At 32.9% G+C, this 14,445-nt stretch carries 12 protein-coding genes; 5 read left to right on the top strand and 7 right to left on the bottom strand.

Features of this window, described 5'->3' with window-relative positions; all coding sequences use genetic code 11:
• The first annotated feature begins 19 nt into the window (after nt 1-19).
• Both L3X39_RS09540 and L3X39_RS09535 read left to right on the top strand, forming a co-directional pair.
• Nucleotides 20-1,303: an NAD(P)/FAD-dependent oxidoreductase gene (locus tag L3X39_RS09540; RefSeq protein WP_237231556.1), complete on the top strand. Its 1,284-nt coding sequence runs from the start codon at nt 20-22 to the stop codon at nt 1,301-1,303.
• A gap of 74 nt (nt 1,304-1,377) precedes the next feature.
• Nucleotides 1,378-2,316, top strand: coding sequence for a nuclear transport factor 2-like protein (locus L3X39_RS09535; protein WP_237231555.1), 939 nt, complete (start codon nt 1,378-1,380; stop codon nt 2,314-2,316).
• A 61-nt stretch (nt 2,317-2,377) separates the two neighbouring features.
• On the opposite strand, the gene L3X39_RS09530 is transcribed toward L3X39_RS09535, so the two are convergent.
• Together L3X39_RS09530 and msrB are read right to left on the bottom strand one after the other, a co-directional pair.
• The gene (locus L3X39_RS09530) at nt 2,378-2,929 is read right to left on the bottom strand and encodes a DUF1572 family protein (RefSeq protein ID WP_237231554.1); all 552 of its coding nucleotides are present in this window, start codon (nt 2,927-2,929) and stop codon (nt 2,378-2,380) included.
• A 10-nt stretch (nt 2,930-2,939) separates the two neighbouring features.
• On the bottom strand, nt 2,940-3,413 hold the full coding sequence (gene msrB / locus L3X39_RS09525; RefSeq protein ID WP_237231553.1) for a peptide-methionine (R)-S-oxide reductase MsrB: 474 nt from the start codon (nt 3,411-3,413) through the stop codon (nt 2,940-2,942).
• Nucleotides 3,414-3,572: 159 nt separating this feature from the next.
• Here msrB and L3X39_RS09520 point away from each other — a divergent pair, with 159 nt between their 5' ends.
• Together L3X39_RS09520 and L3X39_RS09515 are read left to right on the top strand one after the other, a co-directional pair.
• Nucleotides 3,573-4,403: a M48 family metallopeptidase gene (locus L3X39_RS09520; protein ID WP_237231552.1), complete on the top strand. Its 831-nt coding sequence runs from the start codon at nt 3,573-3,575 to the stop codon at nt 4,401-4,403.
• 57 nt (nt 4,404-4,460) lie between these two features.
• Nucleotides 4,461-5,762 (top strand): MFS transporter, encoded by a 1,302-nt coding sequence (locus L3X39_RS09515; RefSeq protein WP_237231551.1) that lies wholly within the window; start codon nt 4,461-4,463, stop codon nt 5,760-5,762.
• Between the two features lie 46 nt (nt 5,763-5,808).
• On the opposite strand, the gene L3X39_RS09510 is transcribed toward L3X39_RS09515, so the two are convergent.
• From L3X39_RS09510 to L3X39_RS09490, 5 genes are all read right to left on the bottom strand, one after another.
• Nucleotides 5,809-6,537, bottom strand: coding sequence for a head GIN domain-containing protein (locus L3X39_RS09510; RefSeq protein ID WP_237231550.1), 729 nt, complete (start codon nt 6,535-6,537; stop codon nt 5,809-5,811).
• Nucleotides 6,538-6,562: 25 nt separating this feature from the next.
• A complete protein-coding gene (locus L3X39_RS09505) occupies nt 6,563-7,651 on the bottom strand; it encodes a DUF4097 domain-containing protein (protein ID WP_237231549.1) in 1,089 nt (362 codons plus the stop codon).
• Nucleotides 7,652-7,716: 65 nt separating this feature from the next.
• Complete coding sequence (locus L3X39_RS09500) at nt 7,717-8,289, bottom strand: hypothetical protein (protein ID WP_237231548.1); 573 nt, start codon at nt 8,287-8,289, stop codon at nt 7,717-7,719.
• 102 nt (nt 8,290-8,391) lie between these two features.
• Entirely contained in the window at nt 8,392-8,955 is a 564-nt protein-coding gene (locus L3X39_RS09495) for an RNA polymerase sigma factor (protein WP_237231547.1), read from the bottom strand.
• A gap of 116 nt (nt 8,956-9,071) precedes the next feature.
• Nucleotides 9,072-11,618 carry an ATP-dependent Clp protease ATP-binding subunit gene (locus L3X39_RS09490; RefSeq protein ID WP_237231546.1) on the bottom strand — a complete coding sequence of 849 codons (2,547 nt, stop codon included), beginning with the start codon at nt 11,616-11,618 and terminating at the stop codon, nt 9,072-9,074.
• A 261-nt stretch (nt 11,619-11,879) separates the two neighbouring features.
• On the opposite strand from L3X39_RS09490, the gene gyrA reads away from it, so the two are divergent.
• Nucleotides 11,880-14,441, top strand: a complete 2,562-nt coding sequence (gyrA, locus tag L3X39_RS09485; protein ID WP_237231545.1) for a DNA gyrase subunit A — start codon at nt 11,880-11,882, stop codon at nt 14,439-14,441.
• Nucleotides 14,442-14,445: the final 4 nt, after the last annotated feature.

Genomic DNA, 14,445 nt, shown 5'->3' with positions numbered 1-14,445 from the left:
TGTATGCAAGTATAATTATATGAACATACCAAGAACAAGTTTCCCTAGAGTCGTTATTATTGGAGGCGGTTTTGCAGGTGTTGCCCTAGCAAAAAAATTATCAAAACAAGAAGTGCAAGTTGTACTTTTGGATAAAAACAACTACCACACTTTTCAACCCTTATTATATCAAGTTTCCACAGGTGGTTTAGAACCAGATTCTATTGCTTATCCTATTAGGAAAATATTAAAAGATTTCCCAAATTTTTACTTTCGGTTGGCAAATGTAGATGAAATTGATACTGAAAAAAATAAAGTGGTTACGGACATTGGTAAACTTAAGTTTGATTATTTAGTTGTGGCTTCGGGCTCTGAGACCAATTATTTTGGGAATTCAGAAATAGAAAAGCATAGCATGGCGATGAAAACCATACCTCAATCTTTAAACTTAAGAAGTTTAATACTTGAAAATTTTGAGGATGCTCTGTTGACTTCGGATTTAAATGAACGTAATGCTTTAATGAATTTTGTAATTGTAGGTGGTGGACCAACAGGTGTAGAGTTGGCTGGTGCTTTGGCAGAAATAAAAAAAGGAATTTTACCAAAAGACTATCCTGACTTAGATACTAGATTAGCTCAAATACATATTGTACAGTCTTCAGATTGTATTTTAAAAGGTATGAGTGACAAAGCTTCAAAAAAAGCTGAAGATTTTCTAGAAAAGTTAGGAGTTAACATTTGGAAAAATGTTCGTGTTACCAATTATGATGGAAAAACGGTTACCACCAATACAGATTTAACTTTTGAAACTGCTACAGTGGTTTGGGCTGCTGGTGTTAAAGGAGCAACTATTAAAGGGGTAGATGCTGAAGAATTTATTACTCGAGGAAACCGAATTTTGGTAAATGAATTTAATCAAGTAAAAGGATTCAATCATATTTTTGCCGTAGGAGATATTGCTTGTATGATTAATGATGAATTTCCAAACGGGTTGCCGATGATGGCGCAACCAGCTATTCAGCAAGGGAAACAGTTAGGAGATAATTTATTGCGATTAATTGAAGAAAAACCTATGCATTCTTTTAAATATAAAGACAAGGGAGCCATGGCTACCATTGGTAGAAATAAAGCTGTAGTAGACTTAAAGCGTTTTAAGTTTCAAGGCATTTTTGCTTGGTATGTTTGGATGTTTGTGCATTTGTTTTTCTTGATAGGGTTTAGAAACCGAATGGTGGTTTTTGTAAATTGGGTGTATAATTATGTGCGTTTTGATCGTGAAGCACGTTTAATTATTCGTCCGTTTAAAAAGAGGTTGAAAACATAAATAAAATAATAACTGACTGATAACCAATTATTTTTGTTAAATTGATAGATATTAACCAACCAAAATTAACAAAAATGAAAAAACATGTAACAATTGCGATGATGGCATTTTCCATCATCATGTTTTCACAAAAGAAAAAAAACGGAACTATCTATCTTGAGCATCCGTCAATTACTGCTGTTGAAGCTATGCAGCAAGCATTTATTAAAGGTGATACCACGAAATTATCAACTTATTTAGCGGATAATTTCAGAGCGATTAACGGGATGAACACAAACCCTGAAGCGAAAGGTACTCCGAAAAAAGCGTTTTTAAACCAATCGCTATTCTGGAAGAACAACACTTCTTATTTAAGTATTGAAAGAACTCCAGGTGCTTATCCAGATGCCCTGGAATATGCCGATAGTAAAGGTGAAGTTTGGGTTCAAACATGGGATGATCTAAAAGGAGTACATGATGACACGGGTGTGAAATTAAATATGCCTTTACACCGATTGTTTTTTGTGAATAAAGACAACAAGATAGTCACAATGATTACTTATAATGATGGAACCGTTTTTCAAACCTTACGCGAAGGTTTTTCAGAAAGAAAAAATGGAACACTTTATAACTCGCATAAATATATCAATAAAGTGAGAAGAATGATGGCCGCTTTTGAAAATATGGATTTGGAAAAAGCATATAGTTATTTTGATGAAAAAGCAAGTTTTAATAATTTAGAAATGGCTGTTGGAGAAAGCATGACTTTGGAAGAACTTAAGGCAGCACATCAGGAATTTTATAAGAAATATGAAATTGAAAGTATAGATGTCGTTGGTTATCCCGATGGGTTAGATTACGAGATTGGTGGAGGCGGTATGACTATTCAGTCTTGGTGGAACTTTAGAGTGATAAGAAAGTCTGATAAGAAAAAACTAGTGATGCCAGCAATGTATACTCACGACTTTAATGATGAGGGTATGATAGTCCGATCAATAGGTTATTTCAGCACTAAAGTTTTAGATTCTAAATAACAACTTTTGTTTACAAAAAACACCTTCAATTTAATTGAAGGTGTTTTTATTTACTATAAATTTATAAATCATCTGTGAAATGACGTCTTCCTTTTTCTTTACTGAATTTCTCATTATTATACTTTGAGGAATCTCCTTTGGGAATGGACAAGGATTGCCATTGTTCACCTTTTAAAACTTTTCCTAAGAACACAATTTGTCCAATGTGATACGAGTAATGTGCTAATTGCCTGTTGATGGCTTCGGTAACTGTATGTCCTTGATTTCTAATATATACAATACGTTCTAAATCATCGTTACTTAATGGTTTCAAAGCTTTAAAAAGACAATTCCATCCTTTGTTCCAATTATTTAAAAGCGCTTTTTTTGAGGTATAAGTATCTTCAAACTCTTGGTCTCGATGTCTCCATTCTTTTTCACCATCTTCAATTAAAAAGTTAGTCCACCTACTAAGCATATTCCCAACTAGATGCTTAACAATAATTGAAATTGAGTTAGAATCTTTGGCTATTTCATTTTGTAACTCATCAAACGACAGTATGTTAATTGTTTTATCACCCAGACTCTTGTAATATTCAAATTGCTTAATGACACTTGTTAAGTAACTTTCCATTTAATCAGTACTATTCCTTGGGTATAAATTTTAAAGCGACACCATTTATACAATGTCTTTTTCCAGTAGTTTCTTTTGGACCGTCATTAAAAACATGACCTAAATGGCCTCCACAATTAGCGCAATGCTCCTCAGTTCTTGCATAACCCAAATCATAATCTGTTGAAAAGGCTACATTTCCTTTAATTTCTCTATCAAAGCTAGGCCATCCTGTACCAGAGTCAAACTTGTTTTCGCTTTTAAACAAAGGTGTTTCACAAGCTACACAAATATAAATTCCTTTGTTATAATTTTTGTTTAAAGAACTAGAAAATGGGCGCTCAGTCCCTGCTTTTCTCAGCACATAAAATTCCATATCTGAAAGTTGTCCTTTCCATTCAGCTTCCGTTTTAGAAATTTTATAAGTTTCATTGGATTCGGTTTGTGTATTTCCTTTGCAATTAAATACTAACAAGGTTATTAAAGCAATCAATAAGTTTTTCATGTTTTATTTTTTATTAAAAATAGTCGTTTCAGAATTAAAAACATAACGGGATGTTAAACGAATAAATATTTTTATTATTTACAACTCATAAATTTGAATGTAGAATTAGATTAAAGGTATGATTTTTGTATTTTTATAAACAAATAAAAATTTATAAAAATGAATTTGAAGAAAACAATTTTAACATTAGGAATAGCACTATTAATAATTGCTTGTGCAACAAATCCATTTACAGGAAAAAAAACATTAGCATTAGTGCCTAATTCTCAAATATTTCCTTCTTCGTTTGCTCAGTATAATCAGTTTTTATCTGAAAACAAGGTGGTTACTGGTACTAAAGATGCTGAAATGATTAAACGCGTAGGGCAAAGAATAGCGGTGGCTGCAGAGCGATGGATGAATGCCAACGGACTACAAGGGTATTTAAAAGATTATAAATGGGAATATAATTTGGTAAATGATGCTACAGTGAATGCTTGGTGTATGCCTGGTGGAAAAATAGTATTTTATACTGGTATTTTGCCTATTGCCGAAAATGAAACAGCTATTGCTGCTATTATGGGGCATGAAGTGGCTCATGCGCTAGCTAATCACGGACAACAACGTATGAGTGCAGGAATGCTTCAACAATTAGGTGCGGTTGCGGGAAATGTAGCAATTAAAGATGATCAATCTAGAGAAATGTTTAACCAAGCCTATGGTGTAGGTTCAACAGTAGGAGTGATGTTGCCGTTTAGTAGAGGCCATGAAACGGAAGCAGATAAAATTGGTCTTTATTTAATGGCAGTGGCTGGTTATAATCCTGATGAAGCTGCAGAATTATGGAAACGTATGAAAGCTAATAGTGGAGGACAAGCACCACCCGAATTTTTGAGTACACACCCTTCAAACGATTCGCGTATTGCAGAACTTCAAAAATTAGCACCTTTAGCTAAAACTGAAGCAAAAAAATATGGTATTAATGAATTTAGACCACTAGGAAAATTCTAGTTATATAAAATATTTGATTACTTTAGAAGCTGCTCACAAAAGAGCAGCTTTTTTATTATGGCAACATTAGAAAAAGGGAGTAAAAAACTTCTTAATGCTTGGGCATTTTACGATTGGGCAAATTCGGTTTATACATTAACTATTGCGTCTTCTATATTCCCAATATTTTATTCAGCGCTTTTTTTATCAGAAATAAAAACGGTTCAAGCTTTTGGCTTTGAGTTTAAAAGTACTGCACTCATTACTTTTGTGACGGCTTTTACGTTTTTAGTGGTGGTTTTTACCTCTCCAATCCTTTCAGGAATTGCAGATTATGTTGGAAATAAAAAGAATTTTTTAAAATTCTTTTGCTACGTTGGAAGTGCTGGTTGCATTGGTTTGTATTGGTTCGATATTTCACCTGAAGGTATTCACTTAAGCCTATTATTCTATTTTATGGGATTAATAGGATATTGGGGAAGTTTGGTGTTTTATAATTCCTATTTGCCAGATATTGCTTTTCCAGAACAGCAGGATAGTGTGAGTGCTAAAGGTTTCTCAATGGGCTATTTTGGTAGTGTAATTTTACTTATAGTAAATTTAGCTATGGTGATGAGTCAAGATGATGGTGCTTCTAAAATGCAAATGATGCGTTATTCGTTTATAACAGTCGGTATATGGTGGGCATTATTCAGTCAATATTCATTTTATTGGTTACCAAAGGGCACATCAAATGGACATAAGGTAACCAAAGATGTTGTATTTAATGGTTTTAAAGAGTTACGATTGGTTTGGAAAGACTTAAAGAAAAACCTAAGATTGAAGCGTTATTTATATGCCTTCTTTGTATTTAGTATGGCGGTGCAAACTATTATGCTAGTAGCCGTTTATTTTGGTGAAGAAGAAATAGCTTGGGGAAGTAGTGAAGCCAAAACTACAGGGTTAATTGTTAGTATTTTAGTCATTCAGTTAGTAGCAGTTTTAGGAGCCATTTTAACCTCTAGAGCCTCTTCAAAATTCGGAAATATAAGAACACTTATTGGTGTGAATTTAATTTGGATGAGCTTGTGTTTTTATGCCTATTTTATGGAAACACCCATGCAGTTTTATATTGCGGCAAGTATAGTTGGGTTGGTCATGGGAGGCATTCAATCCTTAGCACGATCTACTTATTCAAAGTTTTTACCAGAAACGGATGATACAACATCATACTTTAGTTTTTATGATGTTGCAGAAAAAATAGGGATTGTAATCGGTATGGTAATTTTTGCATTTATTGACCAAATCACAGGGAGTATGCGTAACGGTATTTTGTTTTTATTCATATTCTTTTTCTTTGGAATAATTCTGTTATTTAGAGTTCCAAAACATAATACATAAAAAAAGCAACAATCTGCATTGTTGCTTTTCAAATTATACTTAAAAATTAATTTGTAATACTGCCAGATCCAGATACTTTTGTATCCATTTTTGGGTTGCCTTTATAAACAATATCTCCAGAACCTGCCACTCGAGCTTTTAAAGTTTCATTGCTAACAACTTTTGCATCTCCAGAACCAGCTATTGAAACATCAGTATTGTTTGATTGTAAATCAAAGCCATGAAAATCTCCTGATCCCGCTACACGAGCTTCTAAATTGGTTGTATTCCCCTTTAAAGATAAATCTCCAGAACCAGCAATGGACGCTTTAACTGATGTTGTATTTATATCTAAAATTATATCTCCCGAACCAGCAAGTGAAACATAAAGGTTTGTTGCGTTTATTTTATCTTCATTCCATAAATCTCCGGAACCAGCTAGTGAAATTTTGTTAATGTCTTTAAAAGGAATAGTGATGACAATTCCATGTTTATTACTTGGGTTTAGACTTACTCCTTTTTTAGTTTTAACCACTAGATTATTTTCCTTTACTTCAACTATAATATATTCAAGTAAATTTTCTTCAGCCTCAATTTTTATTTGCCCTTCGGTACCGCTTACTAATTTGTAGTCAAACGAACCAGCACATTTTATTCCTTCATAGTCGGAAGTTGTTCTAGTTTCTGTGGTCATATTGCCATTGCCTTTAACTTTTTTCCATTGAGCGTTTGATATTGTTGAAACTAATAGAGCAATGATAAATAATACTGTTTGTTTTTTGATTAATGTTTTCATTTTGATTTATTTTATTGTGATTTGATTAATTTTTGAATAATGTTAAACTCCCGTATTCGGATGAGATATTAATTTTGTTTCCTGTAGAATTACTTCCATAGTGTCCTGAATAATATTTATCAAAAGATTTTTCAGTTTTTTTAGAAAACTCTAAGTCATTACCACTATTTAATGATGCATATTGCAAATTAATTTCAAAACTAAAATTGTATTGTGGTGCGTAACCAATTTTAATACCAGTATAGTCAGACTTAATGCTAACATTTCCAGCATTTTCAGTCATTCTATTTATTTTTATAGAACCATAATCTGCCTTTATAGACACATTTTTGTACACATCTCCAATAATGGTGGTTAAATAATCCCCGTTACCAGTTATGTTATTAACCTTGTCAATTTTTATATTTCCGTAGTCACAATTATAATTAACGTCTTCAGCAACCTCTATTTTGGAGTTCGTGTAATCTGCATTAATATCTAGGTTTTTAGTTTTTGAAACCGTGTAATCACTATAGTCTGCATTTATTTTACCACTTTTTATGTATTCAAAATAACACCCCTTTGTGTAGTCAAAATTTAAAACATTACCATCGGCCATAAGTTCTTTGGTAGTAATTTTCCCGTAATCACAATTAATTTCTGCTTTTCCTTCTAACTTTTCTAGGTTAATGTTGCCATAATCATTGTTCAAATTAACTTTACCTGTAATAGGCATTTTAACTACATAATTAATTTTCATATTTACATTGTTCTTGTTGTTCCATTTCCACCAGGATTTTGAGTTGTTCTTGTTAAACTTAGTTTCAGCAGAGACCAAATCTGTTGTTGCTGAAAAGACTACATCAATATCTTTTAGTTTTTCTTCAACTTTTTCTTCGTCATTTCCTGAGGTTGTAATTGTTATTTCAAAAACTATTCGATTTTCATTCCAGGTAACTACATCTAAATTTCCGTAGCTATTATTAACTTTTAAAGTTGCAGTAGAGTTTACTGAAAACTCTTTTTTAATAGTTTTGGTTTTTGAGTGTTTGTCTTTTACTTCATTTGAAGCAGACAGAAATAGAGGAAGTATTAATAATACTAATAAGGTTTTAAGTTGTAATGCTCGTTTCATGTGATCGTTTTTTAGTTATTGATTAATGTCGTTTTTTGACATCTGAATTAATTTGATGATTTTATTTAAATTATAGTTTCAGATGCTTCATAATTTGATGAATTTTTTAACTGTTTTACCTGTTTTATTTGATCCAGTGTGTTTTGCAAGATGTCTATTCTATTTTGAAAGTTTGATATCATGGCATAAATGACTCTATTGTCGTCGCCACTTTCTATCAAATCCTCTTTTAATAATGAATAATCTTCTTCTAATTTTTTTATTTGTGCCAAGGCATCATTGATTAAACCTTGTACCTCTGGAGATGATTCTTGATTTAATTTAGTTAATTCTTCATTGATTGTAAGCGTAAAAAAATCTTGCGTTTCTGCCATTTGTGGAGATACACTTGCTAAATCCCCTATGGCATCCTCTGGTTTAGAACTAATAAATACTGTAAGAAGTAATACTATAGAGGCGGCTACACCAATTAGTGGTTTCCATAAACGACGCCTTTGTTTTGGAGCATTAACTAGTTGTAGCTCGCCATTATTATTTAGTTTGCCTAAAAAGCGTCGTTCATGATTCGCTTTTGGTTCTTCAAAGTCAAAATCATTTTTTAGATGGGTAAATAAATCTTCTATAGTATTTTTTTTCATCTGTTTTAATTTTATCGTTTTTATCGGTCAGATGTAATTCGCCAATAATTATTTTGTTTGGTGTCAACTTCTTATAATGGCTCATTTCATGTTTCTGTAGATTTAATGCAATATTGACGTTTGCAACTTTTGTCTTAAACTTTCCTTAGCTCTTGAAATGGTTGTTCTGCAATTGGCATTGGTTAAATTCATAATATCACAAATCTCCTCATAATCATAACCTTCTATTAAGTTTAATGTTAAGGCAATTCTGTAGTTGTCTTTAAGTGTTTTCATGGTGTTTAAAACTTGCTGTGCTTGTAAATTTGTAAACTCATAATCACTTTCAATTCCGTTAGACTCGTCTTCAACTTTGTAAAGGATATCATCTAAAGCTACCTCTTGATATTTGTTCTTCTTCTTATAATGATAAATGCTTTTATTGATAACTATTCTTTTTAACCAAGCTCCAAAAATTTTTGTGTCATTCAAATCATTTAACTTTGTAAAGGCGACTAATAATGAATCTTGCATAACATCTTCTGCTTCATAACTATTCTTTACAATTCTTAAAGACGTATTGTACATTGCTTTGTAATATCTGTTGTAAATTTCCAATTGCGCAGATTGGTTCCCAGATTTACAGAGCTCGATTAGCTGTTCATTATTTAATTGGGTTGGCGTCAAAAAATTCTAGTTATTAAAATATAGATTAATACTTTTTTAGTTTGTTACAGTTTTATCAAAAAAAAATCCTACCAAGTTTAATTAGTAGGATTTTAATTTATTAAAATAATGATTTATTAAGATTCAGTAGGTTTTTCAGCTTTTTCAATTGAAATACTCAACTCATCCGTTTTCTTATCTAAATCAATTTTAATGCTATCGCCGTCTTGCAAGTGAGAAGCCACAATCTCTTCAGCTAAGGCATCTTCAACATATTTTTGAATCGCTCTTTTTAAAGGACGTGCTCCATATTGTCTGTCAAAACCTTTTTCAGCTATAAAATCTTTTGCAATTTTGGTTAACGTTAGGTTATAACCAAGTCCTTTAATTCTTGCTAAAAGTTTTTGCAATTCGATATCGATGATTTTATTAATATCCTCTTTTTCTAATGGATTAAATACCACAACATCATCAATTCTATTTAGAAATTCAGGAGCAAAAGATTTTTTAAGCGCATTTTCAATAACACTTCTTGCATTGGCATCTTCCTGAGCTTTCTGTGAAGCTGTACCAAAACCAATACCCGTACCAAAATCTTTTAGCTTTCTGGCTCCAATGTTAGATGTCATAATTATGATAGTATTTCTAAAGTCAATTTTTCTTCCTAGACTATCAGTCAAATAGCCATCGTCTAAAACTTGGAGTAACATATTAAATACGTCTGGATGCGCTTTTTCAATTTCATCCAAAAGAATCACTGCGTATGGCTTGCGTCTTACTTTTTCAGTTAATTGCCCACCTTCTTCATAACCAACATAACCTGGAGGTGCCCCAATTAAGCGAGAAATAGCAAATTTTTCCATGTATTCACTCATATCAATTCTAACAAGTGAATCTTCACTATCGAATAATTCGCGGGAAAGTACTTTTGCTAACTGCGTTTTACCAACGCCTGTTTGACCTAAGAATATAAATGAACCAATTGGCTTGTTAGGGTCTTTAAGTCCAGCACGATTACGCTGAATAGCCTTAACCACTTTAGCAACTGCTTCATCTTGACCAATTACTTTACCCTTAATAAGGTTTGGTAGTTCAGCCAATTTATTAATTTCAGTCTGTGCAATTCTATTTACAGGTACACCAGTCATCATTGAAACCACATCCGCAACATTATCTTCTGTAACAATTTCTCGATGCTGTTTAGTGTCTTCTTCCCACTTTTCTTGAGCAATAGCAAGTTCTTTCTCAATGCGTTTTTCATCATCTCTTAGTTTTGCAGCTTCCTCATATTTTTGCTTTCTAACAACAGCATTTTTTGTTTCCTTAATGGCTTCAAGTTGCTTTTCTAACTCTATAATTTGCTGAGGAACATCAATATTGGTAATATGTACACGAGAACCAGCTTCATCTAAAGCATCTATGGCTTTGTCAGGCAGAAACCGTTCTGTCATATATCTGTTTGTTAATTTCACACAAGCTTCAATGGCTTCTGGTGTATAATCAACATTGTGATGTTCTTCGTATTTAGCTTTTATATTGTTAAGAATTTCTATAGTTTCTTCAACCGTAGTAGGCTCAACTATCACCTTCTGAAAACGACGTTCTAAAGCACCATCTTTTTCAATATATTGTCTGTATTCATCAAGTGTTGTAGCACCAATACATTGAATTTCACCTCTAGCTAAAGCTGGTTTAAACATGTTTGATGCGTCCAAACTTCCTGTGGCACCACCAGCACCTACGATTGTATGAATTTCATCAATAAAAAGAATAACGTCATCATTCTTTTCAAGTTCATTCATTACGGCTTTCATACGTTCTTCAAACTGCCCTCTATACTTTGTACCTGCAACTAAACTTGCCAAATCCAAAGTTACTACACGCTTATTAAAAAGAATTCTAGAAACTTTTCTTTTTACAATTCTTAACGCTAATCCTTCTGCAATGGCAGATTTACCGACACCAGGTTCACCAATTAAAAGTGGGTTATTTTTCTTTCTTCTACTTAAAACCTGAGAAACCCGTTGTATTTCTTTTTCTCTACCCACTACTGGGTCTAACTTGCCTTCTTCGGCTAAAGCGGTTAAATCCCTACCAAAATTATCTAAAACGGGCGTTTTAGATTTTTTGTTAGACTTACCAGCTGGTGCATTAAAAATATTATCCTTTGCAGCTTCATCTTCAGCGTTTGCATCATCGTCTTGAAATTCAGCCTTAGGCTCTATATAGTCGTTGTCGTTTGTGATCATAAATTTGAATTGTTCTTTAACATTGTCGTAGTCCACTTTTAATTTATTTAAAAGTTTGGTAGTAGGGTCGTTTTCATTCCTTAAAATACAAAGCAATAAATGCGCTGTATTTATAGATGTACTTTGAAATAATTTTGCTTCTAAAAAGGTTGTTTTTAAAGCGCGTTCTGCTTGTCGTGTAAGGTGTAAGTTCTTTTTTTGATTGGAAGCTACAGCAATATTGGGGTTCGCAGGACTTAAAATTTCAACTTTACGTCGTAAATGATTTAAATCAATATCCAGAGCGTTTAATATATTAATTGCCTTTCCGTTTCCATCACGCAAAAGCCCAAGCATTAAATGCTCAGTGCCAATAAAATCATGGCCTAAGCGTAATGCTTCTTCTTTACTAAAAGCAATAACATCTTTTACTCTTGGGGAAAAATTATCATCCATAAATAGTGTCCTTTCTGCATTAAAAATACTAAAACATTTTACTTAAGGCAAAAACTATACCTAAAAATGTCTGTTTGGTGCTAATTGACGAAAAAATCTTTATAAAATCAAAACTTTTTGGGGGATACTTATTAACTAAAAAGTAGAGTGAAATTGTTAATAAAAAAAACCTAAAAATACGATTAAAAGACCTACCGTAACTATCGAAATACTTATATTAGCATGTTTGGAAATACAGATAAAAATTAAATTAAATTATATATGGCAGAAGGAGAAAAATTGATCCCTATTAACATTGAGGATGAGATGAAATCGGCATACATTGATTATTCAATGTCGGTCATTGTGTCACGTGCTTTACCAGATGTAAGAGATGGTTTAAAACCGGTTCATAGACGTGTACTTTATGGTATGCACGAATTGGGTGTTAGATCGAATACAGCACATAAAAAATCAGCAAGAATAGTTGGAGAAGTTTTAGGAAAATATCACCCACATGGAGATACATCAGTATATGATGCTATGGTACGTATGGCTCAAGAATGGAGTTTGCGTTATATGCTTGTAGATGGTCAAGGAAATTTTGGTTCTATTGATGGTGATAGTCCAGCAGCAATGCGTTATACAGAAGCACGCATGCGAAAGATATCTGAAGATATGTTGGCAGATATTGAAAAGGAAACCGTTGATCATAAATTAAATTTTGATGACACTTTACAAGAACCTACAGTATTACCTACTCGTATTCCAGGACTTTTAGTGAATGGTGCATCAGGTATAGCGGTAGGTATGGCAACCAATATGCCTCCTCATAATTTGACTGAGGTGGTTAATGGTACGATAGCTTATATTGACAACAGTGAGATTGAAATTGATGAATTAATTAAGCATGTAAAAGCGCCAGATTTTCCGACGGGAGGAACAATTTACGGATATGATGGAGTAAAAGAAGCATTCCATACAGGTCGCGGGCGTATTGTTATTCGCGGTAAAGCAATTATTGAAGAAGTTCAAGGACGTGAGTGCATCATTGTAACTGAGATTCCATACCAGATTAACAAAGCTGAAATGATAAAAAAAACGGCAGATTTGGTTAACGATAAGAAGCTGGAAGGTATTGCTACTATTCGTGATGAATCAGATAGAAACGGGATGCGCATCGTTTACGTTTTAAAGCGTGATGCAATACCAAATATTGTATTAAACAAATTATACAAATATACGGCGCTACAATCCTCATTTAGTGTAAATAACATTGCATTAGTTAAAGGGCGTCCACAGCTTTTAAACCTTAAAGAGCTTATTCATTATTTTGTTGAACACAGACACGAAGTTGTAGTAAGGCGAACTACTTATGAATTAAGAAAAGCAGAAGAGCGCGCACATATTTTAGAAGGTTTAATTATTGCTTCCGATAATATCGATGAAGTTATAGCTTTAATTAGAGCCTCTTCAAATGCTGATGAAGCACGAGAGAAATTAATAGAACGTTTCAAGCTTTCAGAAATTCAAGCAAAAGCTATAGTTGAAATGCGATTACGTCAATTAACAGGTTTAGAGCAAGACAAATTACGCTCTGAATATGATGAATTGATGAAAACCATTGAAGATTTAAAAGATATCTTGGATAAGAAAGAGCGCAGAATGGACATCATAAAATCAGAATTAGAAGTAATTCGTGATAAATACGGTGACGAACGTCGTTCTACTATTGAATACGCTGGTGGTGATTTGAGTATTGAAGATATGATTCCAGATGAAAAAGTTGTTATTACTATTTCGCATGCAGGATATATTAAGCGTACATCATTAACAGAATACAAAACGCAGAATAGAGGAGGAGTTGGTCAAAAAGCATCAACTACAAGAAATGAAGATTTCTTAGAGCATTTATTTGTTGGTACAAATCACCAATATATGCTGTTTTTCACTCAAAAAGGAAAATGTTTCTGGATGCGTGTTTATGAAATTCCAGAAGGTAGTAAAACATCCAAAGGGCGTGCTATACAAAACCTTATAAACATCGAGCAAGATGATAAAGTAATGGCATTTATTTGTACTCAAGATTTAAAAGATGAGGATTACATTAATAGTCATTACGTAATTATGGCTACTAAAAACGGCCAAGTTAAAAAGACTTCTTTAGAGCAGTATTCGCGTCCTAGAACTAATGGTATTAATGCTATTACTATTAAAGAAGACGATGTACTTTTAGAGGCTAAATTAACAACGGGTTCTAGCCAAGTTATGTTAGCACTTAAATCTGGTAAAGCCATTCGTTTTGAAGAGGCTAAAACAAGACCAATGGGTAGAAATGCTTCAGGTGTTAGAGGTATTACTTTAGCAAATGCGAAGGATGAAGTTATTGGAATGGTAACGGTTGAAAACCCTTTAGAAGAAACTGTTTTAGTTGTTTCTGAAAACGGTTATGGTAAGCGCACCTATATTGATGACCCTGAAGATGGTGAAGCTGTTTATAGAATTACAAACCGTGGCGGAAAAGGTGTTAAAACTATTTCTATTACCGAAAAAACTGGTAACTTAGTAGCAATTAAAACAGTGACTGATAGCGACGATTTAATGATAATTAATAAATCTGGTATTGCTATTAGGCTTGCAGTTGAGAATTTAAGAACTATGGGTAGAGCAACTCAAGGTGTTAAGCTAATCAATTTAAAAGGTAACGATTCTATTGCAGCAGTTGCAAAAGTAATGCATGATGAAGATGATGTTGAAGGATCTGAAACTGTTGAAAACACTAACGATTTACAAGATGGCACAACTCTTGATAACTCTATAGAAGAAAATAATACTGAAAATTAAACTA

Source organism: Flaviramulus multivorans (assembly GCF_021728415.1).
GTDB classification, from domain to species: domain Bacteria; phylum Bacteroidota; class Bacteroidia; order Flavobacteriales; family Flavobacteriaceae; genus Sabulilitoribacter; species Sabulilitoribacter multivorans.
Note: the sequence above shows the minus strand (reverse complement) of the source record. Positions and strands in the feature narration are given on the sequence as shown.

Coding starts and splice junctions, on each gene's coding strand:
- L3X39_RS09520 (WP_237231552.1), top strand. CDS start 3,573: ATGAATTTGAAGAAAACAATTTTAACATTAGGAATAGCACTATTAATA.
- L3X39_RS09530 (WP_237231554.1), bottom strand. CDS start 2,929: ATGGAAAGTTACTTAACAAGTGTCATTAAGCAATTTGAATATTACAAG.
- msrB (WP_237231553.1), bottom strand. CDS start 3,413: ATGAAAAACTTATTGATTGCTTTAATAACCTTGTTAGTATTTAATTGC.
- L3X39_RS09500 (WP_237231548.1), bottom strand. CDS start 8,289: ATGAAAAAAAATACTATAGAAGATTTATTTACCCATCTAAAAAATGAT.
- L3X39_RS09535 (WP_237231555.1), top strand. CDS start 1,378: ATGAAAAAACATGTAACAATTGCGATGATGGCATTTTCCATCATCATG.
- L3X39_RS09540 (WP_237231556.1), top strand. CDS start 20: ATGAACATACCAAGAACAAGTTTCCCTAGAGTCGTTATTATTGGAGGC.
- L3X39_RS09490 (WP_237231546.1), bottom strand. CDS start 11,618: ATGGATGATAATTTTTCCCCAAGAGTAAAAGATGTTATTGCTTTTAGT.
- L3X39_RS09510 (WP_237231550.1), bottom strand. CDS start 6,537: ATGAAAACATTAATCAAAAAACAAACAGTATTATTTATCATTGCTCTA.
- L3X39_RS09515 (WP_237231551.1), top strand. CDS start 4,461: ATGGCAACATTAGAAAAAGGGAGTAAAAAACTTCTTAATGCTTGGGCA.
- gyrA (WP_237231545.1), top strand. CDS start 11,880: ATGGCAGAAGGAGAAAAATTGATCCCTATTAACATTGAGGATGAGATG.
- L3X39_RS09505 (WP_237231549.1), bottom strand. CDS start 7,651: ATGAAACGAGCATTACAACTTAAAACCTTATTAGTATTATTAATACTT.